The sequence below is a fragment of the Halobacteriovorax vibrionivorans genome (genome assembly GCF_003346865.1).
GTDB classification, from domain to species: Bacteria; Bdellovibrionota; Bacteriovoracia; order Bacteriovoracales; family Bacteriovoracaceae; genus Halobacteriovorax_A; species Halobacteriovorax_A vibrionivorans.
In genome coordinates this window covers 459,004-485,152 of the sequence record NZ_QDKL01000001.1, presented here as the reverse complement: position 1 = coordinate 485,152, position 26,149 = coordinate 459,004, and the positions used below count along the sequence as shown (strand labels likewise).

The following is a 26,149-nucleotide window of genomic DNA, read 5'->3' as shown; positions in this document are numbered from 1 at the left end:
TTTTTTGACTGATACATTCACGAACGAAGAGTCAGCAAATGAAGTAAAAATCGACCAATCACTAAAACCGGTCATTATTGTCGTAGAGGATGATCAAACTCTCTCTGCGATGATTACAAAATATCTTAGTAAAAAAATCAATCTTGAAGTCTTTAGCTTCAGCTCTCCAAATTCAGCAATAGAGCATATTACAGCAAACTCTGTAAATCGTTTCTGCTTGATTACGGATATAAGTTTTGAAGATAGTTCTTCAGATGGTTTATATCTGATAGACCTTCTCAAGGAGAGAGGACTGACATTTGCATCAATTGCAATGACAGGCTTCGCTTCTATTGAAACGGCCATTGCTGCAACTAAGAAGGGTGTATTTCATTATTTAACAAAGCCATTTGAACTAGAAGATCTTAAGGATCTTGTTGTGAAGGCACTGATGAATAAGCTTGAATATCGTGAAAGCCTTGAGGTTAGTAATAATATTCAGCAAAAGAATGAAAAACGATCGCTAGGTAAACGCTATAAGTTAGAGATGCCAACTGAAGAAGATGTTTTCTGCGGTATGATTGGACGCTCTAAACCTATGCAAAAGATCTTTGAGCGTATTAAGAAGGTTGCAGCCTCAAACTCTACTGTCTTAATTGGTGGTCCTTCTGGTACTGGGAAGGAGCTTGTTGCACGGGCCATTCACCAATGCTCTAAACGCCAGTCTAAGAAGATTGTTAACGTTAATTGTGGGGCCATTCCTGGTGAGCTTCTTGAAAGTGAGCTATTTGGCCACGAAAAGGGAGCATTTACAGGTGCAGTTTCAAGTCGAATGGGACGTTTTGAAGCGGCCAATGAAGGCTCAATTTTCTTAGATGAAATTGGGGATATGCCACTCCTTTTACAAGTTAAATTATTAAGAGTTTTACAACAAAGAGAAATTGAACGTGTTGGATCTACTGTAACGACTCCTGTGGACGTTCGTATTATTACAGCGACACACAGAGACCTTGAAGATTCTGTACAGCAAGGTAACTTCAGAGAAGACCTTTATTACCGTTTAAATGTAATTCCTATAAAGATTCCAGCTCTTAAAGATAGAAGAGAAGATATCCCATTATTAATTTCTTATTTCTTATCTCGCTTTGTAAGTGCAGATGGGAGAAATGATATTGAGCTCGATGATGAGACATTTGAAATTCTTATGTCTTATGAATGGCCAGGAAACGTAAGAGAGCTAGAAAACCTTATTGAGCGTTTAGTAATCTTAAGAGGTGGAAATAAAATACGTCCACAAGACTTACCTCCTAAGATCCTTGCATTAACAAACCGTAGTGCAATAGATACAGAAGATCTTGTTAATCTTCCTGATAATGGACTTAATCTTAAAGACTTCATGAGTGAAGTAGAAGAGTCCTTAATTCGTCAGGCCCTTACAAAGACTAATGGGAATAAGAATCAAGCATCTAAACTTCTTCAGATGAATCGAACGACATTAATCGAAAAAATGAAGAAGCGAAATTTAGATTTTTCAATTCAACAATAAATCACATTGTTTCAATGCCAAATTGACACCAATACTTTAGCCGACTTTCATAGTCGGCTTTTTAAATCACTGATTATCTGTCATGACATTACTTTGACACGGAAAAATTGTCCCATGAGAAAAATTTTCCTTTGAAATAACTCAAAATATAGTAAAATAGGTTAGGGCATGCTTCAGGAAGAAGAAATTGCCAAATAATTGACGTTATTAAATTTGAAACAGGAAGTTTCTACCATCATGAAGAAAGATTTTAATTTCAAAAATTTCTTATCTTTTATAGCACTCTTTTTTAGTGTTGCTATCCTTAGTACAGCTTCCGCAAATGTTGTTACACCTGAAATTCATAATGATTTTCTAAGAGTTAAGTTCTTTCTAGATAAGAAGCTTGTAAATGTAACTAAGTCTAGTACTGAAGTATCGTTTTCAACTCTTGATGGAGATGTCTATACGCAAGTAAGAGAAGGGCTTAAGAACTTTTCTTCATCTAAGTATATAAAGAGAGTTTCTTACACAGAGCCAACTTCTGGAAATAATGTTTTTACAATTACTCTCTCTCTAAAGAAGAATGTTGAAGTTTTCTCTTTTTATAAAAATCGTGATCGTGCTTACTACGTAGACTTTTGGAAAGATGGCCAAGTTAGTAATAAACAAGCTGCCATAAAGACACTTCCTAAACTAGTAAAAAGAGATACTAATGAAGCGAAGATGTCGACACCTAAGTTCGTTAAAAAGGCTTCAACACAGGTAAAGAAAAAGCCTAAGAAGAAAGTAAGAAAGAAAATTGTTAAGAAGGCTCCTAAGAAAGAAAAAGAATATAAAGACTTCAGATATGGAGCTTCTTTCATTTGGAATTATGAGCCTTTAGCTCCAAAGTTGAAAAATCAAATTAGACTCGATAGAAAAACTGCAGAATACTTCTTTCCAATCAAGAACTTTGATTATGAAAAAAGTGATTCTCAGGCCCATATGCAACTTACTTTGAACTTGTACAGAAAAGCTAAATGGGGATTGATGTATAAATCAATTAAGCTTTACGAGAAGAAGTTTCCAAATAATTACAATGCCTACAATGATTATATGAAGGCAAATGCTCTATTACGTGAAACTTTAGAAAAAGGTGATCTAAAGCCTGTTGATACAGCTGTTTCAATGTATACGAATATTGTCGATCGTACTGATAATTATGAAATGAGAAAAGGTCTTTATAAGTATCTTGTTACTTTCTATCGTGAAAGAAAAGATTACGTAAAGGCTTTAAAATACGCTAAGCGCTTCTTTAGTGATGCAAAAGAAAACTTTGACTATGAAGAACTTGAATATATGGGTGAGTTCATCTTAGCTTCATTGGCCAATTTAAACCAAGTTGATAAAGTAAAAAACCTTATTAATGACAAAACTCTAATTAAGATAATCTCTAAACAAAAGCTTAAGGCTTATGAGATTTATACATACCTAAGACAAAATGATGAAGAAAAGGCTATTGAGGCTTTTGAATCATTTGAACAGTCTACTAAGGGAGAGTACTTAGGTTCTATTTACTATAACGCTGCTGAAGCATACTTTAGACAAGCAAATTATAGTAAAGCATTTAGAATTTATGACACGTTTATCTCTAAATATTCTTTCATGAGCGAGTCAGCACAGGCAAGGTTACGTATGGCCTTGATTGCAGACCTTCAGGACCGTCCAAAAAATGAAGTCCTTGAGCTTTACAAGAATGCAATTAATCGAGCACAGAATCAAGATGTTAGTCTTGAGGCCCGTATTCGCTATGTTGGTCTTCGTACAATTAGAAAGAACAAGAGAAGTGAACAGGATAATGAAACGAGAGTATTCCTAGATAAGGGAACAGATAAGAAGCTTAACGCTAACTTAGAGAGGCTCTTATGGCAAACACGTCTTCGTAGCTACATCGTTGACGGTAAGTATGAGGAAGCTCTGACATTTCTGACAGCTCTTCCAGTTGCAGCAATGAAGATTAGTGAAAAGAAAGTATTTGAAGCAGATGGTGCAGAAATTGTGTACGGGATCATTAAATCAAATTTTGCAGAGGGGAAATTTGCTCGTGCAATCCGTGCTTGGGAGATCTATAAGAATACATATTTCAAAAAGATAGGTGCTGATCCAGAAATACAATTTATTATCGCAAAATCGTATATAAATCTTACACTCTGGGATGGATTTCAAAAAATGTATGAGAAAATGTTAGCGAGCAAAAAGGAAACTGCTCACACATTTCCACTATGGGTTCCACGCAAGGAAGTTAAGAAATTGGACTTATACAAGAACGAATTACAAATCCTAAGAAATTTGAAGTTAAAAAATTATGCATCTGTTGATCGTATAATTGCTAGTACTCAAAAATCATATCCAAACTTTGAAAAAATCACTTTCTATAAGGCCCTAGCTCACTACAAAAAGGGTGAGTATGCAAAGGCAGAAAAAGAATATGAAAAGTTTTATGCAAGTGGTGCAAATGCGAACACTATTGATGCAAAAGACTTAATCGACTCAATCGAGTTCTATCTCGAATCAATCTATGAAAGCAAGAAGTATGATAAGTACCTAAAGGTTTCACAGGCCCTTCTTAAAGATGCTAGTGAATTTCATGTTCCGGAAAGCGTTGCAAAAGGTCTAAGAGAGCAGGTTAATTATCAAAGAGTTGAAATTTTATTTAATAAGAATAGTAAGTGGGCAACAGCAGAAGCAGAAAGCTTTCTTACTGAGTTCGATAAGTCATTATATAAGAATCGCGTAAAGTTCTTATTAGGAAAGGAAAGCCTAAAGAAGAACAACTTCACACTTGGTGAGAAGCTTTTAAATGAGATCTTAAATGACAAAGATGCGAAGGAATATTTAAAAGAATTAGTTAGAAGTGAATTAACACTTATTAATTTAAAGAAACGTACACTTTAATTTTTGCCCACGGATCGGGCATGACAGACAGGAGGTCAAATGAATACGTTTACAGCAGAACTTTTTGGACAGGATCCTAAAATTGTTAAAGCTTTAAAAGTTGCAAACAATGTTGCTGTTACAAAAGCACCAGTGCTTATTGTAGGTGAGGCAGGTGTTGGAAAGAAGACTCTAGCGGGTTTCATTCACGAAAACTCGACAAGACAAGGTAAGCCATTTGTAACAGTTGATTGTTCAAATGAGTCAAACCAAGTTGAAAATGAAATCTTAGGTTACAGAGATCCAGAAACTGGACGTTTTATCAAAGGTGCATTTGAAAATGCTAATGGTGGAACAGTAGTTCTAGTAAACGTAGATGGTCTTGAAGATACATTTCAAAAGAAATTACACAAAATTCTAGGTGAATTACAAGATTACGAAATTGACGTAAGAATGGTTGCTACAACAACTAAGAATTTATCAAAGCTAGTAGGAGCAGGACGTTTCTACCGTGGCCTTTATACATTCATCTCGTCTAACTCAATCACTCTAACTCCACTAAGAGAAAGAGTTGGTGATCTTGAGTATATCGCAAGAAACATTATTAAGACGACTCTTGATGGTCAAGAAGTTTCAGTTCAAGAAGAAGCAATGAATAAGATTCTTTCTCACTACTGGACTCATAATGTTAAAGAACTTAAAGCAGTTCTTGAAAATGCTCTTGCAAACTTTGAAGGTGATGAAGTTTCAGCTGAGCATTTAGAAATCGGTGAGAAGAAAGCAGTTAATGTTATCTCTGAAGACGATTCAGAAGGGATCAGATTAATGTCTCTTAAAGAAGCTGAAAAGTTACTTATCAAGAAGGCACTTATTCATACTTCAGAAAACAGAACACAAGCTGCAAAGATTCTAGGTGTTTCAATTAGAACTCTTAGAAATAAAATCAATGAGTACCGCGGTGATGGTAACTCATACTTTGTTAACTTAAGATAAGGTGATTCATGAGGGTTGAGGACAAAACATTAAAAGCATTAGCATCTTCTTTGAATTTAAGACAGATCCGACATGAGATCTTAACTTCAAATATCGCTAACGCGGATACACCAGGTTATAAAGCAAAACGTGTAGACTTCGAAGAAGCACTACAAAGAGCTTTAGACGTTGATGGGAATCTTGAGATGTTGACCTCTGACGAGAAACACTTTGACGTTGGCAATGGTGGGTTTGATAATCTTCAACCTGAAATTTATGAAGATCCAAATGGAATCGTCTCTGAAGATGGAAATACTGTCGACAGAGACGCTGAAATGGCCAAAATGGCCGAAAATAAAATCTTATACGATGCATCTGTAAAGTTACTTAATAAGAAACTTGGGATGCTGAAATATACAATTAACTCTGAGAAGTAGGGGGAATAAATGGATTTATTAACCAGCCTAAAAATTAGTTCATCAGGAGTTGCTGCAAATAAGAAGCGCATGGCCGCGATTTCTTCAAATATTGCTAATGCTCAAACGACTAGAACTGCTGAAGGTGGCCCATATCGTAAGAAAGAAGTTGCTTTTGGTAGTGAGCCTGCACGCGATAGCTTTTCAGATGTACTAGAGGGTGAGCTTGAAGAGCAGGCCCAAGCAGTTCATGCAACAGAGGTTATCTCAAGTGATAGACCTCCAATTTTAAAGTATGAACCAAATCACCCAGATGCTAATGAGCAAGGGTATGTTGCCTATCCGAATATCAATGTGATGGAAGAGATGGCAGATATGATTTCAGCTTCAAGAAGTTATGAAGCTAATATTAATGTAATGAATACAACTAAGAGTATGGCGATGAAAGCGCTTGAAATTGGTAGTGGAAACTAGGAATAGGGGTTAAACCATGGCGATCAATAATATAACAACAATGAATGACGTCTTTAACTCACAGAAAATGCGTGATTGGACAAACCCAGCTGGTGGAGCAGAGAAGCCAGGTGGAGATTTTAAGCTAGAAGGATTTGATGAAATTGCAAAGGTTGCTCCTTCTGAAAAGAGTCAGAGTTTTTCTGAACTTCTTGCTAATCAGATCATGGATGTAAATAAACTACAAAAAGAAGCTAATACGGCAATTGAGAAATTAGTTAGTGGTGAAAGTAAGAATATCCACGAAACGATGCTGGCCGTAGAGAAAGCTGAAATTGCTTTTAAGACGATGAATCAAGTTCGAAGTAAAGTAATTGATGCATATAAAGAAGTAATGAGAATGCAAGTCTAGTTGATAACTAGTTAATGATCTCTTAATTTAGGATGAATTAAGAGCTTCAGGTGTCAGGAGGATACGTGAAAGATTTTTTCGACAAAATGCTAAGAAACTTCAAAGAGTTCTATGGTGAGCTCGATGCAGGAAAGAAGATCTCTCTCTTTGCTGTAACTGGAGTTATTCTAGTCTTCCTACTAGGTGTTGTCCTTTGGGCCACACATACAAATTATAAGGTACTTTATTCAGACTTAAATAAAGAGGATATGACAAAGGTTGAGGTCTTCTTAAGTCAAAATAATGTAGAAAAGAAAACATCAGCAGATGGAAGAACGGTTAGTATTCCTGAGGATATGATCGAAACTGTTCGTCTAAAAATGATGACTTCTGGTTTTTCGTTCTCTGGTACAGTTGGTTACGAAGTCTTTGATAACCAATCGTTTGGAACAACTTCATTTGTTCAAAAAGTTAATAAGCAAAGAGCACTAGAAGGTGAGCTCATTAAAACAATTAAGCACCTTAGAGGTGTTAAAAGAGCTCGTGTTCACTTAAATATTCCTGAATCATCACCATTTGTATCTGAGAAGAAACCACCAAGTGCCTCTGTTGTACTTGAATTAAATCGTGGTGTTACTCTGACGGAACAAGAAATCAAGGGGATCTCTTCTCTTGTCGCTTCATCTGTTGAAGGGATGAGACCGACTGGTGTTGTAATCCTTGACCATAGAGGAAAGAAGCTATCTGAGAATATCGGAGATGCAATGACGGCAAATACAGCAAATCGTCTTGCTCTTGAATCAAAACTTAATAGAAAGTATGAAGCCCAAATTGAGGATATCTTAACAAAAGTAGTTGGTGCCGGTAAGGTTATCGCTAAAGTATCTGTTGATATGGACTTTACTGAAAGTGTATCAACACAAACAAGTTATGATTCTGAAAATAAGGCCGTTCTTTCTGAAGTAACAAATACACAGAATTTACAAGGTTCTCGTCCTTCTCCACAGGGGATTCCTGGAGCGAGATCAAACCTTCCAGGTGAACAGCCTCAGCCAGGTGTTCCTGAAACAAGAAATGACGTGAAAAAAGAGTTAGCGACACGTAATTACAATGTACCTAAGAAGGTAACGCGTTCTAAATCGCCAACAGCAAGTGTTAGAAAAATTTCAGCTGCAGTTATGTTAGATGGAAAGAGAGTTACACAAACTGTTGATGGTAAGACTGTTACAAAGTATGAGCCGTGGTCAGAAGCTGATATTGCAAACTTTCAAGCAATCGTTGCTTCAACTCTAGGAATCGATGATCGTCGTGGAGATGTGATTACGATTAAGAATATGGAGTTCCAACAAGAAGATCTTGAAGCAATTGATGCTTTAATGCGTGAGCGTGAAAACAGAGAGCTAATCAAGAATATCTTTAAGTATCTTGCAATTGGTTTAACGATCTCTCTTTTCTTCTTCGTTGTTGTTAGACCATTTATTCAGTGGGTTACAGATAACGCAGTTGAAACAGTAGAGGATTTCTTACCAAGAACTCTTGAAGAATTAGAGAAGGTTCAAGCGAACCAAAAACTTCCTGGACTTGAGGATGCTCTTCCACAAATTGAAGAAAAGCTCAATCCTGAGAAGATTGAAGGAAATATGCTACGTGAAAAGATTATCTCACTTGTTGAGACTAATCCTGGAAAAGCAGCACAGATTGTACATGATATGATTCATGCACAGGAATCGGATAAGTCGATTGCTTAGTATGATGTTAATTAATAGGAAAAGAGCCCTTTAAGGAAGAGGAGAGAAAAGTGGCCGATCAATCATTAGACCCAGATGTAGAGTACTCGCTACTATCAGGACAAGACAAAGCAGCACTTCTGCTTAGTTCTCTTGGTGTAAGTACAACACAACTAATTTTCTCACATATGCGTGATAACGATGTAAAGCGTCTTATCAATGCAATGTCTAATGTTAAGAAAGCTCCTATTTGGATGATCAAGAGAGTTCTAGAGGAATTCTACTCAGAACTTAATGAAGAAAATGATCTACTATTCTCTGATAACTCTTCTCGTGACTTTATCGTAAATGCTCTTGGTGAAGATAGAGCAAAGCAACTACTTGGACAGATTATTGATGTTGGTGCAAATCAAACTCTTGAATCTCTTGAGCTAGTTGATACAAGAACACTTGCAAACTTCTTAATTAATGAGCATCCGCAAACGATTGCTCTTATCATCGCTCACTTATCGGCCGAGAGAAAGGTTGATGTTCTAAGACGTCTACCAGAAGGACTTCAAGCCGAAGTTGTATTAAGGGTTGCAAACCTAGACTTCGTTTCTCCTGAGCTTATTGCACAACTTGATGATGTTCTTAAGACTGAACTTTCTACTCTTGGAACAATTGATACAAATCAACTTGGTGGTGTTGAGCCTATCGCTGATATGCTTAACCTTATGGATAAGAATTCTGAGAAGAACATCATGGGTCGAGTTGAAGAAAAAGATCCTGAACTTGCTGAAGAGATTCGTAAGCTTATGTTCGTTTTCGAAGACCTTGTCTACGTTGATGATCGTGGTATTCAGGCGCTTCTTAAGGAAGTTGATCAACAAAAGCTTGTTATTGCACTTAAAACTGCACCAGAAGAAATACGTTCAAAGCTATTTAGAAATATGTCAAATCGTGCAGCAACTCTTCTACAAGAAGACCTTGATGCTCTTGGTCCAACAAAACTTTCAGATGTTGAAAAAGCTCAAGCAGAAATCGTACATAAATGTAAAGAACTTGAACAACAAGGAAAAGCGTTCATCTCTCGTGGTGGAGACGGCGACGCACTTGTTTAATAATAATTTAATTAGAATGGCGGCTTAATGACCACAGAAGTAAAAGACTATCAATTTCAATCATTTTCTCAGAAACCGATGAATTCGGAAGTTGAGGACTTTGAGTTCCAAGATTTTGAGGGAATGTCTGTACGTGAGATCGAAGAGAAGCAAAAGGTCATTCGCGTTGAAAGACAGCAAGCAAGAGAGACAGGTTTCGACCTTAATCCTATTGTTCATGAAGCACGTGGTATTAGAGCGCAAGAAGATAGTGACTTTGAGCAGGCCGTTAGAGAAGAAGTTGAAAAACGTATTCAACAAGTAAAAGAAGAAGCATATAGAGAAGGACTTGAGCTAGGAAAGGAAGAAGGTCGCAAAGAAGTAAGAGAAGAATTATCAGCTAGTGCTGAAGAAAAAATCTTGCTTTTAAATGATATGGTTTCTGAAGTCTTAAGTTCTCGAATTAAGTTACTATCTGCCCAAAAGATGCAAACTTATAATCTATTAAGAACAATTGCAAAATGGGTTGTTTTAAAAGAACTCAAGGATGATGGAGAATATATTGTCCGTTTACTTGAGAAGCTTATTGTCGAGGCCCAAACTCGAGATAACCTACTTATACGTGTTAATGAAAAACACTTTGAGCAAATGCCTGAGGTATTAGAAGTTGTTCAGGAAAAAGTAGGAGAGCTTAAAAATGCCCGTGTTGAAATTGACTTTGATATTGAAGCACCGGGGATCATTGTCGAGTCTTCTAATGGAATTGTTAATGGAAGTCTCAAAACTCAATTAGAGAGTCTTGATAAGTTGTTTGAAGCCGTAGGGCTTGCAAGCGAAGAGGTTGACTCAGATGAATCAGAATAGTCCATTTGAATCGTTAGATTTAGAGGCCATTCACAAGGCCTATGAATATGCCACACCTTACCAAAAGGTAGGGAAGGTTTGTGCATCAAAAGGTATGCTATACGAAGTGAACCTTTCTCGTGCTGTTATTGGTTCTAATGTCGAATTCGTAACAGAGTTTGGTGATCGTTGTTTAGGAGAAGTTGTCTCTATTGATGGGCCAAAGTGTCTAACAATGCCTTATTCTGAAATCTCAGGTATCAATTCTGAAACAAAAGTATTTTTAAAAGAGCTTGTGACTAAAGTAAATGTCGGTGAGCAATATCTTGGTCGCGTTATTGATTTTCAAGGAAATCCTATTGACGGAAAAGGGCCAATTAAGAAATCAAATGAAGTAAGGTCAATCTTTGGGAAACCAATAAATCCGTTAGAGAGGCCACCTATTAGTCAAGTTCTTGATACAGGTGTTAATGCAATTAATGCATTTATGACAGCTGGAAAAGGACAACGCCTTGCCATTATGGCCGGTTCAGGTGTTGGTAAGTCTGTAACACTTGGTATGGTTGCACAAAAGTCTTCGGCCGATGTTAATGTCATTGCTCTAATTGGAGAACGTGGCCGTGAGGTACGTGAATTCATTGAACATGATTTAGGAGAGGAAGGTCTTAAAAAATCAATTGTTGTTGTTGCAACATCAGATACCTCAGCTCTTATTCGTATGAAAGCTGCATATGTCGCTACAACATTTGCTGAATACTTTAGAGATCAGAATCAAGATGTACTATTAATGATGGATTCAATTACACGTTTTGCGATGGCTTCTCGTGAAATCTCTTTAAGTGCTGGAGATCCTCCAGGTCAGAAAGGTTATACTCCAACAGTATTTGCTCAATTACCAAAACTAATGGAGCGTGCGGGAACGAAAGCTAATGCAGGATCAATCACTGGTATTTATACGGTACTTGTTGAAGGTGGAGATATGGATGAGCCAATTGCTGATGCTGTTCGTGGTATTAGTGATGGACACATTATTCTCTCTCGAGAACTTGCCTCCAAGAACCAATTCCCGGCAATTGATGTTCTCCAATCATTATCAAGGGTAATGAATAAAGTTGTGACAAGTGAGCATCGAGTTGTTGCGGGTCATATGCGTGATCTAATGTCTGCATACCGTGATAATGAAGACCTTATTAATGTTGGTGCCTACGCTAGAGGTTCAAACCCTAAAGTGGATAAGGCAATGATCATAATTGAACAATTAAATGATCTACTTAAACAAATGCAGGGTGAGGATCATTATCAAACGATCGAAGAACTTTATGATTCGATGGTAGGTTTAGCTAAATACGCTGAAGAAGCCTATCAGTCAGATGATGAGGAATAAATAAATGCGTCGTAAGAAGTTTAAATTAGATGGACTATTAAAACTACGAGAGTTCAACGAGCAAAGAGTTAAGCTTGAACTAGGGCAGATTAATAGTGAAAAAGGAAGACTTCTTGAAAAGATTGCTAAATGTAAGCAGGATATTGAAGAAACCTATAAAGCTCAAGAAGCTTTTTTAGAAACATATACTCCTGGTAGAAATGCACAATTCTTCCCAATGTTTATTCAGTCAAAAAGAGAAGAAATTAAAGTGTTAGAAAACCAGCTTCACGCTGTTGATAGAGCTTACCAAGAAAAGATTAAAGAGCTATCAGTTGCAAAAGGTGAAGTTAAAGTTATTGATAATTTAAAACAAGACTTTGAAACAAAACAAAATAAAGAAATCGAAAAGAAACGCCAAGAGGCCATTGATGAATTAATGATGGCCAAAAGACACTCTAAGAAATTGGCCGGAGAACTATAAATGAAAGCATTATTACTAAGTACTTTATTAGTTTTTTCATTAAATACAAAAGCTGAAGATAAAAAGATCTACACTCAAGAAGAGTTCGATAAAGCTCTTGATGCAGCTATTGAAAAGAAAATGAAAAGAATTGGACGTGGTAAGCTCGTTGAGTTTTCTCAAGAACTTCTCAAAAAAGAACAGGATCTTGAACAAAGAGAAAAGGCCTTAAAGAATCAACAGAATCAAATTGCTGTTAATCAGAAGGAGCTTGAAGGGCGTATTCAAGAGTTTAAAAAATACCAAACAAACTTCTTATCTTGTCTTGATAAGAAAGACTCAGATGAGAGTAAGCGTGTTATCCATATGGTTGATGTTGTTTCAAATATGAGACCACAAACAGCAGCTGATCTATTGTCACAACAAGACCCATCGATTTCGATAAAGATTTTAGGTGAACTTGATCCAGTTAAGGTATCGAAAATCTTTAATATGATGGATAAAGAGATCTCGGCACGTCTTCAAAAGCAATACATGACCATGAAGAAGTAGGGTAAAACTTTCCTTGGTTAATTTTTTTCTAATTTTGTGTAAAGATATTGCAAAGCGTTAATTGAAAAAGGAATATAATGCTTAAAAACTTACTAGGACAAAATTCACAGGTTAAGGCCAGCAAAGGAAAGGGTGCTAATGATGCAAACTCTCTGAAAGCGTCTAACTTATTGGATAAGTCAGGTAAGGGACTAACAGCACAAGAGAAAAAAGGGTTGAATAAGGAGTTCTCTAAACTTCTTAACGAGGGTCAACCTAGGGGAAAAAATAAAGGACAAAATAACTTTTTGGCCACGAATGTAGCAAAAGAAATTCGTCCTAATTTAAAAGATTCAAGTAAGGCCAATTTAGCTCAAAATGCTAAACAGGGCATAGAATCTGAATCACTTAATCAGCTTTCTAAAAAGGCTAATTCTGCTCTAAAATCAACACCAAAGTCTTTATTTTCTACTATAAGTAATCAGGCAAATGCTTCAAAAAGTGATATTGATAGCGTTCTTGATACTAAGAATATTGTTTCATTACAAAAGGCCAAAACTGTTTTAGCAAATCGCAAAACACAGGGAAGCCAGAAAGAAACATTACTGACAGATAAAGATTTACCTAGAGTTGCTTCAAAAGGGATCAAGTCTCAGGCTGAGCTTGGAACAAATACTAAGGCCGTCTTAGATGATATTTCAAAAACGGATTCATCTGTTAAAAATGATGTACTTTTAAGAATGCCAAATAAGAGCCTTGAAAAGGGAAAAGCATCAAAGCTTAACCTTAGTCATCAAACATCAGATGCATTTGTTGCAAACCGCTCTTTTGCTGGAAATAATCAAGTTAAGAATATGGCCAATAATATTGGCTTAAATAAGTTTTCAAAAGAAGCGAACCTTAAGAATGACTCATTAATCAAAGTAAAACCTGAAACAATGAAGTCTTCACAAAATTCTGTTTCTCTTGAGGATATTCTAGGCCAAGAAACACCAAAGTCTGAAAACCGCTCTAGTTCTCTTCAAAATAATCTAATAGGAGCACTTGGAGCAGATAATTCAGCTTCAAACTTTAAGGCCCAGATTAATCTTGCAAAAGCTCCAGAGGTCCTTGATTTATCAGCAGTAACAAACTCGGATCAAATTATTCAAGAAGTGACAAATTACATTGAAATGAATCGCATTGAAAATGGAAAGTCTCTTCAAATGTTAGTTAAGCATGATCAATTAGGTCACTTTAATATCACAGCAAATAAAGAGATGAATGGAATGGTTGCCCTAAATATTGAAGCGCAATCAGTAGAAGCAAAAGAGTTCTTTAAAGAGAATGAAGTAAAGCTTCTTAAAAACCTAGATATGAAAGGTATCCGTGTTGCAGATTTTAAAATTCAAACAGCAACATCAGGACAAATGAGTGACACAGCTTCACAATCTGATTCTTTCAATAAAGAGAAAAAAGACTCTGAAAGAAGATTTGATGCACAAGCGGACAAAATCTCCACTTTAGAAAATAGTGGAAATGAGTTTGATTCTGCGAGACAATTAGATAGTGAAGATTCTTTAACATTTGATAAGAATGCTAGAGAGCGCCGTCAACAAAGATGGCAAGAATATAGTCAACGAATAGGTGCATAATGCCAGAAATTGGAAAACCACAACAGAGAAATTCATTTTCACAGGTGCGAATGGCCCCACGCCAGACTTCTGGTAATACAAATGCCAACGCAAATGTAGGTGAGCGTCTTAACCGCATAGCCGGAAATGATGTTGGTGAACAAAAATTCGTTGATGCAAAAGAACACAATAAAATGGGACAAGAAGGTTTCCTAAAACTTCTTTCTCATCAGTTAACACATCAAGATCCGATGAAGCCGATGGATCAAAAACAACTTTCAGCTGACCTTGCACAATTCTCTCAATTAGAGCAGATGACAAATATGAATCAAAAGCTTGATAATATGGGTAAGAATGACCCACAGGAGCTAAAGTTTTTTGGTGCAAGTTTTCTTGGTAAAGAAGTTTTAACAAGAGGTTCCTCTGTTAGTTATGATGGGCAGTCTTTTTCAAAAGATATCCCTTTCTTTATCGACAAAGAAGCAAAGAATGTAATCGTAAATATTTACGATAAAAATAAACAACTCATTGGAAAAGTTGAAGCTGAAAATCTTGGAAGAGGACAACACACTCTTGCATGGAATGGCCGTCAACTTGATAATACCAGAGCAGCTAAAGGCGACTATCGTCTTGAAGTTTGGGCCTTTGATAAGGACATGAATAAATTTAAAGCTGAAACTAAATCGACTGGTATTGTAAACGGTGTTGATTTTGAAAATGGTGAGACTGTTTTTACATTACAAAATGGAAATAAAGTTTTTCTTCGTGACGTAGATAGCTTTAAGCTCCCTAATAATGGGCAGCTTGGTAAAAGTGCTACAAATTCTGCCGCGTTGCAAAAACAAATGTTAAAAAATTATAATAATATTAACGAATCCACTAACCAATAATTGGAAATAAATGGGAACTAAAGACATTTCAAATTTTCATATTCCAAATGTAAGCCAGGTCCCTGGTTCGAAGAAAGTTGATCTTCGTAACCGTCTTGGTAATGTTGGTGGAAACGAAGCGGCTCAATCTGAGTTTAAGAACTTATTAAACGATCAGATCTCAAACGAAAAGATTAATAGGGCCCACCAAATTGATCAGCTTGCACAAACTCAAGCTGAACATGGAATCAAGTTATCTACTCATGCAGCCAAGAGACTACAAGAGAGAAATATTCACGTTGATTCAAATGAATTTTTTAAGCTAAAGGATGCTTTCCAGAAACTTCAAAGTAAGGGTGGAAAAGATTCTTTAGTGATTACAGATAAAGCAGCTTATATCGTTGACGTACCAGGCAAGAAGGTTGTTACGGCTATCGATAAAGGAAGTATAGAGAGTAACGTTTTTACAAAAATTGATTCGACTGTATTGGTTTAAGATTTAATTAGCTGGTCCTAACGGAAGCTTAGTGTTTGCCTGTCGTTGTAAGCACATCAAAAAATCTTCACTCCATTTAGTCGTCTTAAGATCTAAACATTTAGATTTTGTTTTTAGTCTAGGAGGGACGAATGAGTATTTTACGATCTTTTAACATTGGTGTATCTGGTTTAAGCGCTTCAGGAGCGGGAATGAACGTTGTTTCAGATAACATTTCAAACGCTGGAACAAATGGTTTCAAAGCTTCACGTGCAGAATTCCAAGATGTACTTGCCGTTTCTCTTAAAGGTATTGAGGGTGGTGACCAATTTGGTGCTGGTACAAAACTAGCTCACATTAAGCCAATGATGACTCAAGGTGATGTTGCAAGAACTGAGTCAATTACTGACCTTGCAATTCAAGGTGATGGTTTCTTTAAAGTTAAAGCTCCATTTGGAAATGGGTTTACAAGAGATGGATCAATGCACTTTAACAAAGACGGTGAGCTTGTTAATAGTGATGGTTATAAAGTTCTTGGTTTCAAATCTAATGAAGATGGTGTTCTAACAAACAAAGAAGGTGAGATCAAGCTTGGAAATACAACGATCCCAGCTCAAGCAACAGAGAAGGTTAAGCTTTCAATGAACCTAGACTCAAGAGCTTCAGTAAAAGAATTCGATCCAAATAATCCAGAGGAAACTTCAAACTTTTCTTCTTCAATTACAGTATACGATAATGTAGGTACAGCTCGTCTTGTAACTGCATACTATAATAAAACAGCAGATAACAACTGGACATATAGAATTATGGCAGACGGTGCGGATGCTCAAGGTGGTGTTGCTGGAACAATGGTACAAATGGCAGAAGGTCAACTTGTATTCAATGACAAAGGGCAATTACAAGAAGAAATCGAAACATCTAACTCTTTCAACTTTAATAAAGGTGCAAGACAAGATCAGAAAATTTCATTTTCATGGGGTGAATCAATCTCTGAAGGTGGAGATGGTACAGATGCTTCTACTCAGTATGGTTCTGGTTCAGCTGTTGCAAGACACACTCAAGATGGTGCTTCAGCAGCAACTCTTGGATCTCTATCATTCAACGATGATGGTATCCTTACAGCAGTTTATGATAATGGTGAAACAAGAGATATTGCTCAAATCGCTATTGCAAAATTTGATAATAATGAAGGTCTTTTCAAAATGGGGAAAAACCTTTTCAAAGAATCTAAAAACTCTGGTCAACCAGCAATGGGGAAACCAGGTGAAGCGGGACGTGGACAAGTTCTTTCAAAGTCGATTGAGCTTTCAAACGTTGATATCGCAAGTGAATTCGTTAATTTAATGACTTCTCAAAGAAACTTCCAAGCTAATGCGAAGACGATCTCAACTGCAGACAAAATGATGCAAGAGATCTTCAGAATCAAAGGCTAATAATACTCAAAATACTTCCTAATGCTAAGAAAAGAAAGGCCCTCGATTGAGGGCCTTTTTTATTTGTGAATAATTAGTTTCTACGATGGCGTCTTTCTTTAAAGACATGTGCAAGACAACTTGCATGCATGATATTTGGATGATTCCTAGGTCCTGAGAATCGTTGAAAATCAAAGCTTGGAACTTCACATCCGAACTGACACTTATAATTGAATACTCTTTGAAATCCATTCGTGTATGTAATTGTGTATTGATAGTCGATAACAGACATACGTCTATGTGAATCGTTATAAATCTCACAATTTACAAATGGTCCCCAATTAATTTGTCCATCAATTACGCGATGGCGCTCTTCTTGGGCCCAGATTTTTTGTGTGAGAAAAAGTAGTAGTGCTAGGCAAAGTAGCTTTTTCATAAAAGTCCCTCTTTATTCAAAATAACTTATATAAAAATGCTAGGAGAGTTTTAAAACTATGGCAAGTAAACCTGAGTTAACTCTATGACGCATACCTTACTGATTAAGAAGTCGATCGGCCTTGATTGTTAGACCAACGTTTTCTCTTGTCACCTTGCAGTATATTTTTGTGCCTTTAAATTGCTCTTCTTTCCACATGTCTTGGTAGTCATTCCATTCACTATCTGCAAAGAATTGGTCAAAGAATGCACCGATAGAATCCACAAGGCCTTCTAGTAGCTTTGTATGATCTGCGTCATCAGCTAGATCCATCGACGCAAAATATGTTGTTGCAGGTGCCGCTTCATTTGTAGCATCAACAAGGGAAGCGATAACAAGAACTTCACCTTTGTATAATTGGCCATATATTTCAAAAACCTTACTGGCGTCGACTAACTCATTGCGATATGTATCCTGAAGAAGTTCAAGTACTGAATCTGCCCATTCATTTGGTAGATCAATTAAAAACGGCCCATTTGTTCTTGAAAGCATTCGTATATCCTTTGAGTAGGGTGCTAATAAGTATTAAATCAATAGAAGATAATTAACAACGCACTATTTGTGTGTCAATATATCTGGACTTTAAATAAGATTAAATCAAAGGAGACAATAATGAGTGTTTATATCCTTTCTGGAGCAAGAACTCCAAGTGGAAGCTTTTTAAGTTCGCTAGCACAAGTAAAAGCGACTCAGCTAGGTGCAACTGCAATTGAATCAGCAGTTGAGAAAGCTGGTATCGCAAAAGATAAAGTTGATGAAGTATTTATGGGTAACGTTGTTCAGGCCGGTGTGGGTCAAGCTCCTGCTCGCCAAGCTGCTATTTTTGCAGGACTAAGTGAAGCAACTCCATGTACGACAATTAATAAAGTATGCGGATCGGGAATGAAGACAATCATCTCTGGTGCTCAATCAATTATGACAGGTGATAACCAAGTTGTTGTTGCTGGTGGTATGGAAAATATGTCACAAGCTCCTCACTTATTAATGAACTCTAGAACTGGTGTTGCAAAGTTTGGTGCTGCAGAAGTTAAAGATGCTATGCAGTGGGATGGACTTTGGGATGTTTACTCTGACCAACCAATGGGAAGTTGTGCTGAAGAGTGTACAGAAAAGTATAACCTTTCAAGAGAAGCTCAAGATGCTTACTCAATTGAATCTTTTAAAAGAGCACAAGCTGCAATCGAAGCTGGAATCTTTAAAGATGAGATCGCTCCAGTAACAATTAAGGGCCGTAAAGGTGATACTGTTGTTTCTGAAGATGAAGGGCCATTTAAAGCAAAATTCGATAAGATTCCTGCTCTTAGGCCAGCATTCAAAAAAGATGGAACAATCACTGCTGCTAATGCTTCAACAATTAATGATGGAGCTGCCGCTGTTGTTCTTGCTGGTGAAGAATATAAGGACCAAGCTGATTTTAAAATCGTAGGTTGGGCATCACACGCTCAAGCACCAACTTGGTTTACAACTGCTCCAATTGAAGCAATGAAGAAGAATCTTGAAAAAACTGGATTAAATATCTCTGATATTGATGTATTTGAAATCAATGAAGCATTTGCTGCAGTTCCAATGGCCGCAATGGAAGAGCTGAAGATTCCACACGACAAACTTAATATTTATGGTTCAGGTGTTTCTCTTGGACACCCAATTGGAACTTCTGGAACACGTATTGTTGTGACACTTATGACAGCAATGAAAAATAAAGATGCAAAATACGGACTAGCTTCTATTTGCATTGGGGGCGGTGAAGCCTTATCATTAATACTAGAAAAAATTAAATAAATTTGCAGGACTTTCATAGTCCTGCTTTTTAAGTAGGACTATGGATGGCCCAAACGCAAAAGCAACATAAATCTGGTATCGTACGTTTCAAAGCAGGTGAAGTTCTCTTCAACCAAAACGATCCAGCAGACTCACTCTACATTATTCAAAAAGGTCAAATTAGACTCTATATCCCAAAGGGACAGGGTTTTGTTGAAATTGCCATTCTTCGCGCAGGTGAAGTTATTGGTGAGATGGCATACTTTGATGAAAAGGGTTCTCGTCGTAGTTGTTCTGCTGCTGCGATAGTACCTACAGATGTTGTTCGTGTAACCTTTGCAGCATTTGATAAAACAATGCAAGGCCTAAATCCTTGGTTTAAAACAATCGTTAATACTCTTGCAGATCGATTAAGAAAAACAAATGATCGTGTTAAGCAACTTGAAACTAATTCTGTCGGTTTTGGAAAAGATGGAAAAGTCGGTGAGTATGTTTTCTTTCATACAACTGATGTATTGAGAATTCTTGCGGGAATTTATCTTTCTTCTAAAGTACATGCACAAAAGGGTGAAGACGGTGCACATCGAATTCATATGAATTCGATTCGCTACTACCTATTTGATATTTTTGGTGTTGCTGAGATTAAGTTTGAAGAAATGATAGAGCTTCTAAAGCGTGAGGGAATTATAGTGATGGAAGCTGATAAAGATGGCCAAGAAAAATTGGTGAAAATTCCTGATCTTGATTCATTAAGGCTTATTGTTGCTTATGTTAATGGTGAAAAAGTTAAAACAGATGATAAGAAAACTAAAACCACACGTAAGTGTAATATGATCCTTTCTCGTATGAAAGCCCAGCTTCTTGCTAAGAATGTGACAAGCGGAAAAGCTTCTGTAAATTTGAGTGCCATCATTGATGAATTAAAAGAAGGACAGGCCATTGTAAATTCAGGTGATCTAAAACCTGCCATTGTCTCTGGTATTGTGGAAGATATTCTTGTTGATGATCAAGGTAATATGACAAATATGGTAAATGTTGATTCACTTTTTAAGATACTTCCTGGTCTTGTTTTTCAAGATGCTTGGCAAAGAATTAATGAAGAGAAGTCAGGCAATAGTTACTAAAACTATTCTCCAGTTGGGTAGAAGTTAACTTCAACATTAGCACCATCACTATAAACTGCACTTCCGTAGAGTTTTAGGAAGTAACCCGATTTGATTACAGAAGGGTATGCTGGAGTTGTATCTGATTCAGAAACGACTCTAATATTAAAGTTTGAGAAGTATTGAGGCTCTGAACCATTCATCATAAGCTTCCAACCATTTGAGGAACTCTCTGAAATTGTACTGCCATTAATCTTTAATGATATCGAACCTAATTGTGGTTTTGCATCCAAGTGAACATAACCATAAAATTTCTTAGGTGCTTCATAGTAGTATTGAATTGATTCTGGGTAAGTAAGTCTAGCATTTCCATGTAGTTGAATCATATGTCCTGTCTGAGGCTCTCCCGCTGTTGGTTCATAACGAGTATCTTTATTCGTCATAACACCGCGATATGTAAAACCACTTCCGGAACCTGTGTACTCAGGAATATTTACACCTGATTTTGTCAGAACAATTGTATCAGGATCAACTAATTTATTAGGATCTGCAATTTTAATGAAGTTATACTTATGGGCAATAATGGCATCATCAATAGCGCTATTAACAGAGCTAAATAACGATCTAAAGCTAGTATTACAAATATCTACTTGATCACCATTTGTTACTGAAGCAGGAATAAACGGATATCCACCCGTTAAGTTTGTATAGGCCGTACTTAAGACAGATTGACTTGCTTTTCGGTAAATCCAATTCTTTTCTCCATCTCCAACTTGTGGACAAGATGATGAACCAGGCTCAGCAGCTGCTGTAATTGAAATTAATCTCATCATTGTTGAATTTAGACGGTAGCTTCCAACTCCACTACAGCTAGCATTATAAGTTGGATTTTTTGCCCCTGAATGAAAAGAGCCATCATAATTTCCACGCATACAAAGTAGGTCGTGTACTTTACCTTTCATATATTCTTCTGCAACAGGATGATTTCCTGGAAGGCTATAACCTGTCGTATTCCAATTACTACTATCTTCATTAGACATGAGAATAATTAATGTATAGGCTTCGTCTCTAAAGACACCATTTGATTGATTATTCTTAATAAGGTCATTGATTCTTTGGAGACCGGCCTCTCCTGTTCCACCTGCTGGTGGAAATTGACCAATCACTGTAGAGGCTTGATCTTTCGAAATATTTTGAACACCGCCACCTGGTGAGGTTCCATCTTTTGAAAAGAAATATGTCCCGGCATTAACTCCACCACTTGAGACAAGCGGGGCAAGCATGACATGATAATCAAATCTTTCTGAAATATTATTTACGACATTATTTAGGGCCGCTTTTGTATTGTTATTAATGAATGTTGAACTAGATGTGTTGTCCCATACGAAGAGTAGGTCAACAGGTGGTTGAACGTAAGTAAAGCTTGTTCCAACTGTGCCAGCTCCAGTCTCTGTTTGTGGAGTGCTAAAACCATTAGAATTCTTTGGTGTAGCGAATTCTTCTTTTGCACATGAGGCCATTAAAATAAATGTTACAACCATTAATAACTTTTTCATCAACTAACTTATCGGTTTTAGTTTAAGAAAACTTAAAGAAAATTTCGGCCCCTTTTACTTAAGTATTCAAAAGCATTTAATGGTGGGAAAACGGCAATATTTGTCATGAATTTAGTTAATGATATCAAGAGGTTAAAATAGAAAAGTCTAATAAAATGGAGATTTAAATGGCGCAATGGTATTACGTTGAAAAAGGTGAGAGGGTAGGCCCCGTTGAAAATAGCGAAATTGAAAACCTTTTCAATAGTGGAAAGCTTAATGCTGAAAGTTATGTTTGGACAAAAGGTTATGATAATTGGAAGCATATCTCAGAAGCAACTGAGCTTGGTTATCTTTTGAATGAAAAAGTAGAAGATGCGCTACCTCCAGAATTAGATATGCCGCCAGTCATTGATGATCGAAATGTCGTGCTTTATAGTTGGGATGATCTGAAAGAAGACGAAAAGATTATTACAATTAAAATTGGCCAAGACCGTGGCGTTGATGAAGAAGTCGAATATGGCCCATTTAGTATAATTGATCTTCAAAGGGCCTATCAGCAAAATCGTATTAATGAAAAAACTCTTGCTTATATTCCTGGTGAAAACGAATGGTCTTATATTGCAAATACTCCAATTGCAAAAAAAATCTTTGGTAAAGCACCTCCTTTAATTACTGAAAGTGATGATGAAAGAAGAGAAAGCCGTCGTAAACCATTTGTTGCAAGAATGTTCTTTCATGATTCTCAACAAGTATTTGAAGGTGTTTGCCGCGATATTTCAGTTGGTGGAATGCAAGTTCTTGTCTCTAATTTTCCGTTTAATGTTGGTGATGAAATTACTTTAAATGTGCATCCAGAAAATTCAAATTACCACTTTGTTGCTTCAGGACTAGTTGTAAGACATTTAAGAGATAATCAAGGCTTTGCTTTACGATTTGTTAATCTTTCAGATGAAGCTGAAGATTCGATTCAAAAGTATGTAGGCTAATCCTTTATGAAGAGTTCGATTTATATTCGAGAATATTACGCGACTAAAGAGCCTCGTAATAATAAATCGAAAAAAAATATCATTCTCTTTCACGATATTGGTGGTGGCCATTATACTTTTGAAAATCTAATTCCATTAATGAATGATGAAGGAATTAATGTCGTTACATTCGATTACCTTGGGCATGGATTAAGTTCTGGTACACGTGGACATTTTGAAAGTATCGAGCAAATTAAAGGCTTCTTAACAGAATTACACACATCTAGTCAGATTGCTCAGTCAGAAGAAGTTTATACTTTATCAATTAATCAGGGAGCATTAGTGGCCTTGTATTATGCAACTTTATTTGAAAATGTTGCAGGAAATATATTTATCAATCCACGCTTAAGAGTTGAGTTAGATAAGAAGTTTTCAACTGATTTATTCAAGAGCATACCGCTTCCAATTTCTAAACTTCAGCTGAATTTACGCAAACAAAGTAGTGACTTAACAGCAAATGGATTTATTACAAAAAAGTCGTTAATCACGTTAAATAAGCTATTAAAGAAAGTACAATTAGACATTTACTTTATGAAATGTCGAAATCTTATATTTAGCAGTGATCGAAATAGTATTATATTTGAGACATTAATGAGCGAATTCCACGATGAAGTGGAGGTTCCAGAGATGAATTCAATTAAAATGATAAAAAAACAAGACATTATTTTTAAAGAAACTTATAATTGGTTATATGAAAATTAAATTTTTAAATCTGATATTAATTGCTCTGCTTTTCTCATGCGGTAATATGACAAAGAATTTCGTTAAGAAAGGGGATGCCTACATCAAGGGTGGAACTGCCGGTGGTGAGCCGTGGAGAGACTCTCTTAAGTTTCAGCGTATTTCTTGGTATTCAGATTTAAATTTAATGTATGACGTTTTCCTTGCCAAAATTGATCCAGATTCAAAGTTTTGGAAGTGGTTTTCTGAAAGTGAATCGAGAAGATTAAAGAAGTGTCATGCTGTTTATATAATGATCGACTTTAGCCTAGATTCAGATCGAATCTCACATTCAATGTTCTATAATCAAATCCTTTCAGATGACTTAACAGACATCGTAACAAATGACTTTGATTCGGCCCTGACAAATCATCCTGACTACAATAAATTTTTCTTGGCCCTCTATAAAACAAAAACTCTTTGTGCATCTCGTGATATCGGTGACTTAGAGATTAGTTTTCCTAATTACAGAACAAGAATTTTACATTTTTAGTTAATTTCTTCTCTAAAGTTAAACTATTAAAGTTCCGATAAATTGTTGAGGAGCTTTAGTAATGAGTGAAGAAAAGAAATTTGAAAGATTTGGCCGCTACCTAATTCTAGATCATCTAGTTGATGGTGGAATGGCAAAAATTTGTCGTGCAAGATTCCTTGGTGAACAGGCCGATAAAATCGTTGCGATTAAAATGGTCCAACCACAATTCTCTTCTGATGAGGCATTTCAACAAATGTTTATGGATGAGATTAAGACGACCTTTGGTCTTCTACATCCTAATATTGTACAGACTTACGATTATGGTTTTCATAATAATCAGTTATTCGTAGCAATGGAATATTGTGATGGACGTAACTTAAAGCAGTATATTGATAAGCTTAAAGAACACAATTACGTCTTTCCTGTTGAAATTTCAGTTTTCATTACAATTCAAGCTGCTCAAGGGCTCCACTATGCTCATACATTCACAGATAAACTAACAGGTAAGCCTGCTAATATTATCCACCGTGATATTTCTCCTCATAATATCATGCTAACTTTTGATGGCTCTGTTAAAGTTATCGACTTTGGTATTGCAAAGTCTGAAACAAACTCTGAAGCAACTCAAGCCGGAACTATTAAAGGTAAGCTTTCATATTTAGCACCAGAATATTTAGATGGATTAGATCTTGATCCAAGATATGACTTATTTGCAACTGCTATTACACTTTGGGAAATGCTTTGCTCTAGAAAGCTTTTCAAAGCTTCAAATGACTTAGCAGTACTTAAAAAGATTCAAGAGTGTAAGATTCCAGTTCCATCATCTATTAATCCGATGGTTCCAAAAGAACTTGATAAAATCATTCTTAAGGCCCTACATAAAGATCGTAGCAAGCGTTATCAATCTCTAGAGGAGTTTGCTAGGGCATTAAATAAATTTCTATACTCAACATATCCTGATTTCAACTCTTCAGATTTATCATATTTTGCAAAAGAGTTATTTAAGGATGAGATTAAGACAGATCGTGAAAGAATGTTTGAATTTGGACAGATCGATTTAGGTCCATATATCAAAGATTATAAGGCAGAGAGTGAAGGTGGAGCACCTTCTCAATCGAGTGGCCCTCAGAATAATTCTGCTAAAAAGAGAAAGCAAAAAGAAGCTCTCTTTGAGTTAGATATTGATGAGCAGACAGATATTCAAGTTGAAGGTTCAATGCCTAAGCTTGATTTAGCCTCTAAAACGTCTAAAACAAAAATTAATACAATTGATATTAAATCCAATAAAACCAGCGCTGGTACGAAAATTAAACGTATCAAAAAGAAGAAAAAACCAGTTAAGAAGAAAAAGTCTTATTTAATTCACGTTGCTTCGATCGCTGCTCTTGCTGTTGGTGTTTATTTTGCTAAAGACCAGATTCCTTTCTTAGGTGATAAGCCAGTTGAGAATACTAAGCAGGCCGAGGTCGCAAAAGAAGGCTCAAAGAGAGAGCCAACAAGTAGTGTGAAATCTACGTTAACTTTAAAGAACTTTAATAGAAATAAAGATAAGCTCTATATTAATGGTGAACAAAAAGAAGTTGATGTTCTTAATCGCATTAAGTTATCAACTAACGAATTGATGACGATTAGAGTAGAAAAGAGTGGAAGAGAGCACTTCATTATCCACGATATTAGTCTTCAAGAAGGTGAGTCTCGAAGTATAAAGGTCGAGTCTATGCCGATTGCATACTATGGATATCTACAAACGAGTTCAGCTTGTTTAGTAGGAAAAGTTAGCTTTGAATTATTCGGTGAACAACGAGAAGAGAAGCTTCCAATTCGCTTTGTTCCAGGAATTCCACTTGCTACTGGGATAAATGCACAAGGGGATAGTGTCCCTAAGGAATATGAAGTTACAGTTGAAAGTGCTAAAAGCTCTGTTCCTTATCGTGTGAAGTTTGAGATCTCTAACTCAAAAGTTGTTGATCTATGTAAATTACTATAATAGTTTTCTGCTGTGCTACCCAAGAAATTGGGAGTGAC

The 26,149-nt window shown here is 36.3% G+C and carries 25 protein-coding genes; 22 read left to right on the top strand and 3 right to left on the bottom strand.

All coding sequences use genetic code 11. The features are described 5' to 3' along the window. Positions 1-4 precede the first annotated feature (4 nt). The 16 genes from DAY19_RS02395 to DAY19_RS02320 all read left to right on the top strand — a co-directional run bounded on the left by DAY19_RS02395 (position 5) and on the right by DAY19_RS02320 (position 17,051). On the top strand, positions 5-1,525 hold the full coding sequence (locus tag DAY19_RS02395; RefSeq protein WP_158536749.1) for a sigma-54-dependent transcriptional regulator: 1,521 nt from the start codon (positions 5-7) through the stop codon (positions 1,523-1,525). A 237-nt stretch (positions 1,526-1,762) separates the two neighbouring features. Then, a complete protein-coding gene (locus DAY19_RS02390; protein WP_114705586.1) occupies positions 1,763-4,441 on the top strand; it encodes a tetratricopeptide repeat protein in 2,679 nt (892 codons plus the stop codon). Between the two features lie 39 nt (positions 4,442-4,480). After that, a complete protein-coding gene (locus DAY19_RS02385; RefSeq protein ID WP_114705585.1) occupies positions 4,481-5,413 on the top strand; it encodes a sigma-54-dependent transcriptional regulator in 933 nt (310 codons plus the stop codon). An 8-nt stretch (positions 5,414-5,421) separates the two neighbouring features. Next, the gene (flgB, locus tag DAY19_RS02380; protein WP_114705584.1) at positions 5,422-5,829 is read left to right on the top strand and encodes a flagellar basal body rod protein FlgB; all 408 of its coding nucleotides are present in this window, start codon (positions 5,422-5,424) and stop codon (positions 5,827-5,829) included. A 9-nt stretch (positions 5,830-5,838) separates the two neighbouring features. Continuing rightward, entirely contained in the window at positions 5,839-6,282 is a 444-nt protein-coding gene (gene flgC / locus DAY19_RS02375; RefSeq protein ID WP_114705583.1) for a flagellar basal body rod protein FlgC, read from the top strand. A gap of 16 nt (positions 6,283-6,298) precedes the next feature. Next, a complete protein-coding gene (gene fliE / locus DAY19_RS02370; protein ID WP_199506601.1) occupies positions 6,299-6,673 on the top strand; it encodes a flagellar hook-basal body complex protein FliE in 375 nt (124 codons plus the stop codon). A 65-nt stretch (positions 6,674-6,738) separates the two neighbouring features. After that, entirely contained in the window at positions 6,739-8,400 is a 1,662-nt protein-coding gene (gene fliF / locus DAY19_RS02365; RefSeq protein ID WP_114705582.1) for a flagellar basal-body MS-ring/collar protein FliF, read from the top strand. Positions 8,401-8,450: 50 nt separating this feature from the next. Next, entirely contained in the window at positions 8,451-9,482 is a 1,032-nt protein-coding gene (gene fliG / locus DAY19_RS02360; protein ID WP_114705581.1) for a flagellar motor switch protein FliG, read from the top strand. A gap of 27 nt (positions 9,483-9,509) precedes the next feature. Further along, positions 9,510-10,325 (top strand): FliH/SctL family protein, encoded by an 816-nt coding sequence (locus DAY19_RS02355; RefSeq protein WP_114705580.1) that lies wholly within the window; start codon positions 9,510-9,512, stop codon positions 10,323-10,325. After that, positions 10,312-11,688, top strand: coding sequence for a FliI/YscN family ATPase (locus tag DAY19_RS02350; RefSeq protein WP_114705579.1), 1,377 nt, complete (start codon positions 10,312-10,314; stop codon positions 11,686-11,688). The genes DAY19_RS02355 and DAY19_RS02350 overlap by 14 nt, the downstream gene beginning before the upstream one ends. Before the next feature lie 4 nt (positions 11,689-11,692). Next, positions 11,693-12,151, top strand: coding sequence for a flagellar FliJ family protein (locus tag DAY19_RS02345; protein ID WP_114705578.1), 459 nt, complete (start codon positions 11,693-11,695; stop codon positions 12,149-12,151). Beyond that, complete coding sequence (locus DAY19_RS02340) at positions 12,152-12,682, top strand: MotE family protein (RefSeq protein WP_114705577.1); 531 nt, start codon at positions 12,152-12,154, stop codon at positions 12,680-12,682. A gap of 77 nt (positions 12,683-12,759) precedes the next feature. Next, positions 12,760-14,295, top strand: coding sequence for a hypothetical protein (locus DAY19_RS02335; RefSeq protein ID WP_114705576.1), 1,536 nt, complete (start codon positions 12,760-12,762; stop codon positions 14,293-14,295). Next, positions 14,295-15,164 carry a flagellar hook assembly protein FlgD gene (locus DAY19_RS02330; RefSeq protein WP_114705575.1) on the top strand — a complete coding sequence of 290 codons (870 nt, stop codon included), beginning with the start codon at positions 14,295-14,297 and terminating at the stop codon, positions 15,162-15,164. Before DAY19_RS02335 ends, DAY19_RS02330 begins: the two co-directional genes overlap by 1 nt. 10 nt (positions 15,165-15,174) lie before the next feature. After that, the gene (locus DAY19_RS02325) at positions 15,175-15,639 is read left to right on the top strand and encodes a TIGR02530 family flagellar biosynthesis protein (protein WP_114705574.1); all 465 of its coding nucleotides are present in this window, start codon (positions 15,175-15,177) and stop codon (positions 15,637-15,639) included. A gap of 131 nt (positions 15,640-15,770) precedes the next feature. Next, complete coding sequence (locus tag DAY19_RS02320) at positions 15,771-17,051, top strand: flagellar hook protein FlgE (protein WP_114705573.1); 1,281 nt, start codon at positions 15,771-15,773, stop codon at positions 17,049-17,051. Positions 17,052-17,124: 73 nt separating this feature from the next. Here DAY19_RS02320 and DAY19_RS02315 read toward each other — a convergent pair whose 3' ends face one another. Together DAY19_RS02315 and DAY19_RS02310 are read right to left on the bottom strand one after the other, a co-directional pair. Continuing rightward, positions 17,125-17,466 carry a hypothetical protein gene (locus DAY19_RS02315; protein WP_114705572.1) on the bottom strand — a complete coding sequence of 114 codons (342 nt, stop codon included), beginning with the start codon at positions 17,464-17,466 and terminating at the stop codon, positions 17,125-17,127. A 96-nt stretch (positions 17,467-17,562) separates the two neighbouring features. After that, positions 17,563-17,997, bottom strand: a complete 435-nt coding sequence (locus DAY19_RS02310; protein WP_114705571.1) for a hypothetical protein — start codon at positions 17,995-17,997, stop codon at positions 17,563-17,565. Between the two features lie 120 nt (positions 17,998-18,117). Here DAY19_RS02310 and DAY19_RS02305 point away from each other — a divergent pair, with 120 nt between their 5' ends. Then, positions 18,118-19,284 carry a thiolase family protein gene (locus DAY19_RS02305; protein ID WP_114705570.1) on the top strand — a complete coding sequence of 389 codons (1,167 nt, stop codon included), beginning with the start codon at positions 18,118-18,120 and terminating at the stop codon, positions 19,282-19,284. Between the two features lie 44 nt (positions 19,285-19,328). Next, positions 19,329-20,387 carry a Crp/Fnr family transcriptional regulator gene (locus DAY19_RS02300; protein WP_114705569.1) on the top strand — a complete coding sequence of 353 codons (1,059 nt, stop codon included), beginning with the start codon at positions 19,329-19,331 and terminating at the stop codon, positions 20,385-20,387. A gap of 2 nt (positions 20,388-20,389) precedes the next feature. On the opposite strand, the gene DAY19_RS02295 is transcribed toward DAY19_RS02300, so the two are convergent. Continuing rightward, positions 20,390-21,922: a hypothetical protein gene (locus tag DAY19_RS02295; protein WP_133296864.1), complete on the bottom strand. Its 1,533-nt coding sequence runs from the start codon at positions 21,920-21,922 to the stop codon at positions 20,390-20,392. A gap of 167 nt (positions 21,923-22,089) precedes the next feature. Here DAY19_RS02295 and DAY19_RS02290 point away from each other — a divergent pair, with 167 nt between their 5' ends. The 4 genes from DAY19_RS02290 (at position 22,090) to DAY19_RS02275 (ending at position 26,111) form a co-directional block, all read left to right on the top strand. Then, positions 22,090-22,890: a GYF domain-containing protein gene (locus DAY19_RS02290; RefSeq protein ID WP_114705567.1), complete on the top strand. Its 801-nt coding sequence runs from the start codon at positions 22,090-22,092 to the stop codon at positions 22,888-22,890. Positions 22,891-22,896: 6 nt separating this feature from the next. Then, positions 22,897-23,631 carry an alpha/beta fold hydrolase gene (locus DAY19_RS02285; protein ID WP_114705566.1) on the top strand — a complete coding sequence of 245 codons (735 nt, stop codon included), beginning with the start codon at positions 22,897-22,899 and terminating at the stop codon, positions 23,629-23,631. Continuing rightward, on the top strand, positions 23,621-24,142 hold the full coding sequence (locus tag DAY19_RS02280; protein WP_114705565.1) for a hypothetical protein: 522 nt from the start codon (positions 23,621-23,623) through the stop codon (positions 24,140-24,142). The genes DAY19_RS02285 and DAY19_RS02280 overlap by 11 nt, the downstream gene beginning before the upstream one ends. Before the next feature lie 61 nt (positions 24,143-24,203). Next, on the top strand, positions 24,204-26,111 hold the full coding sequence (locus tag DAY19_RS02275) for a serine/threonine protein kinase (RefSeq protein WP_114705564.1): 1,908 nt from the start codon (positions 24,204-24,206) through the stop codon (positions 26,109-26,111). The last annotated feature ends 38 nt before the right edge of the window (positions 26,112-26,149 follow it).

Coding starts and splice junctions, on each gene's coding strand:
- DAY19_RS02390 (WP_114705586.1), top strand. CDS start 1,763: ATGAAGAAAGATTTTAATTTCAAAAATTTCTTATCTTTTATAGCACTC.
- DAY19_RS02385 (WP_114705585.1), top strand. CDS start 4,481: ATGAATACGTTTACAGCAGAACTTTTTGGACAGGATCCTAAAATTGTT.
- flgB (WP_114705584.1), top strand. CDS start 5,422: ATGAGGGTTGAGGACAAAACATTAAAAGCATTAGCATCTTCTTTGAAT.
- flgC (WP_114705583.1), top strand. CDS start 5,839: ATGGATTTATTAACCAGCCTAAAAATTAGTTCATCAGGAGTTGCTGCA.
- fliE (WP_199506601.1), top strand. CDS start 6,299: ATGGCGATCAATAATATAACAACAATGAATGACGTCTTTAACTCACAG.
- DAY19_RS02355 (WP_114705580.1), top strand. CDS start 9,510: ATGACCACAGAAGTAAAAGACTATCAATTTCAATCATTTTCTCAGAAA.
- DAY19_RS02350 (WP_114705579.1), top strand. CDS start 10,312: ATGAATCAGAATAGTCCATTTGAATCGTTAGATTTAGAGGCCATTCAC.
- DAY19_RS02345 (WP_114705578.1), top strand. CDS start 11,693: ATGCGTCGTAAGAAGTTTAAATTAGATGGACTATTAAAACTACGAGAG.
- DAY19_RS02340 (WP_114705577.1), top strand. CDS start 12,152: ATGAAAGCATTATTACTAAGTACTTTATTAGTTTTTTCATTAAATACA.
- DAY19_RS02335 (WP_114705576.1), top strand. CDS start 12,760: ATGCTTAAAAACTTACTAGGACAAAATTCACAGGTTAAGGCCAGCAAA.
- DAY19_RS02330 (WP_114705575.1), top strand. CDS start 14,295: ATGCCAGAAATTGGAAAACCACAACAGAGAAATTCATTTTCACAGGTG.
- DAY19_RS02325 (WP_114705574.1), top strand. CDS start 15,175: ATGGGAACTAAAGACATTTCAAATTTTCATATTCCAAATGTAAGCCAG.
- DAY19_RS02320 (WP_114705573.1), top strand. CDS start 15,771: ATGAGTATTTTACGATCTTTTAACATTGGTGTATCTGGTTTAAGCGCT.
- DAY19_RS02315 (WP_114705572.1), bottom strand. CDS start 17,466: ATGAAAAAGCTACTTTGCCTAGCACTACTACTTTTTCTCACACAAAAA.
- DAY19_RS02310 (WP_114705571.1), bottom strand. CDS start 17,997: ATGCTTTCAAGAACAAATGGGCCGTTTTTAATTGATCTACCAAATGAA.
- DAY19_RS02305 (WP_114705570.1), top strand. CDS start 18,118: ATGAGTGTTTATATCCTTTCTGGAGCAAGAACTCCAAGTGGAAGCTTT.
- DAY19_RS02300 (WP_114705569.1), top strand. CDS start 19,329: ATGGCCCAAACGCAAAAGCAACATAAATCTGGTATCGTACGTTTCAAA.
- DAY19_RS02295 (WP_133296864.1), bottom strand. CDS start 21,922: ATGAAAAAGTTATTAATGGTTGTAACATTTATTTTAATGGCCTCATGT.
- DAY19_RS02290 (WP_114705567.1), top strand. CDS start 22,090: ATGGCGCAATGGTATTACGTTGAAAAAGGTGAGAGGGTAGGCCCCGTT.
- DAY19_RS02285 (WP_114705566.1), top strand. CDS start 22,897: ATGAAGAGTTCGATTTATATTCGAGAATATTACGCGACTAAAGAGCCT.
- DAY19_RS02280 (WP_114705565.1), top strand. CDS start 23,621: ATGAAAATTAAATTTTTAAATCTGATATTAATTGCTCTGCTTTTCTCA.
- DAY19_RS02275 (WP_114705564.1), top strand. CDS start 24,204: ATGAGTGAAGAAAAGAAATTTGAAAGATTTGGCCGCTACCTAATTCTA.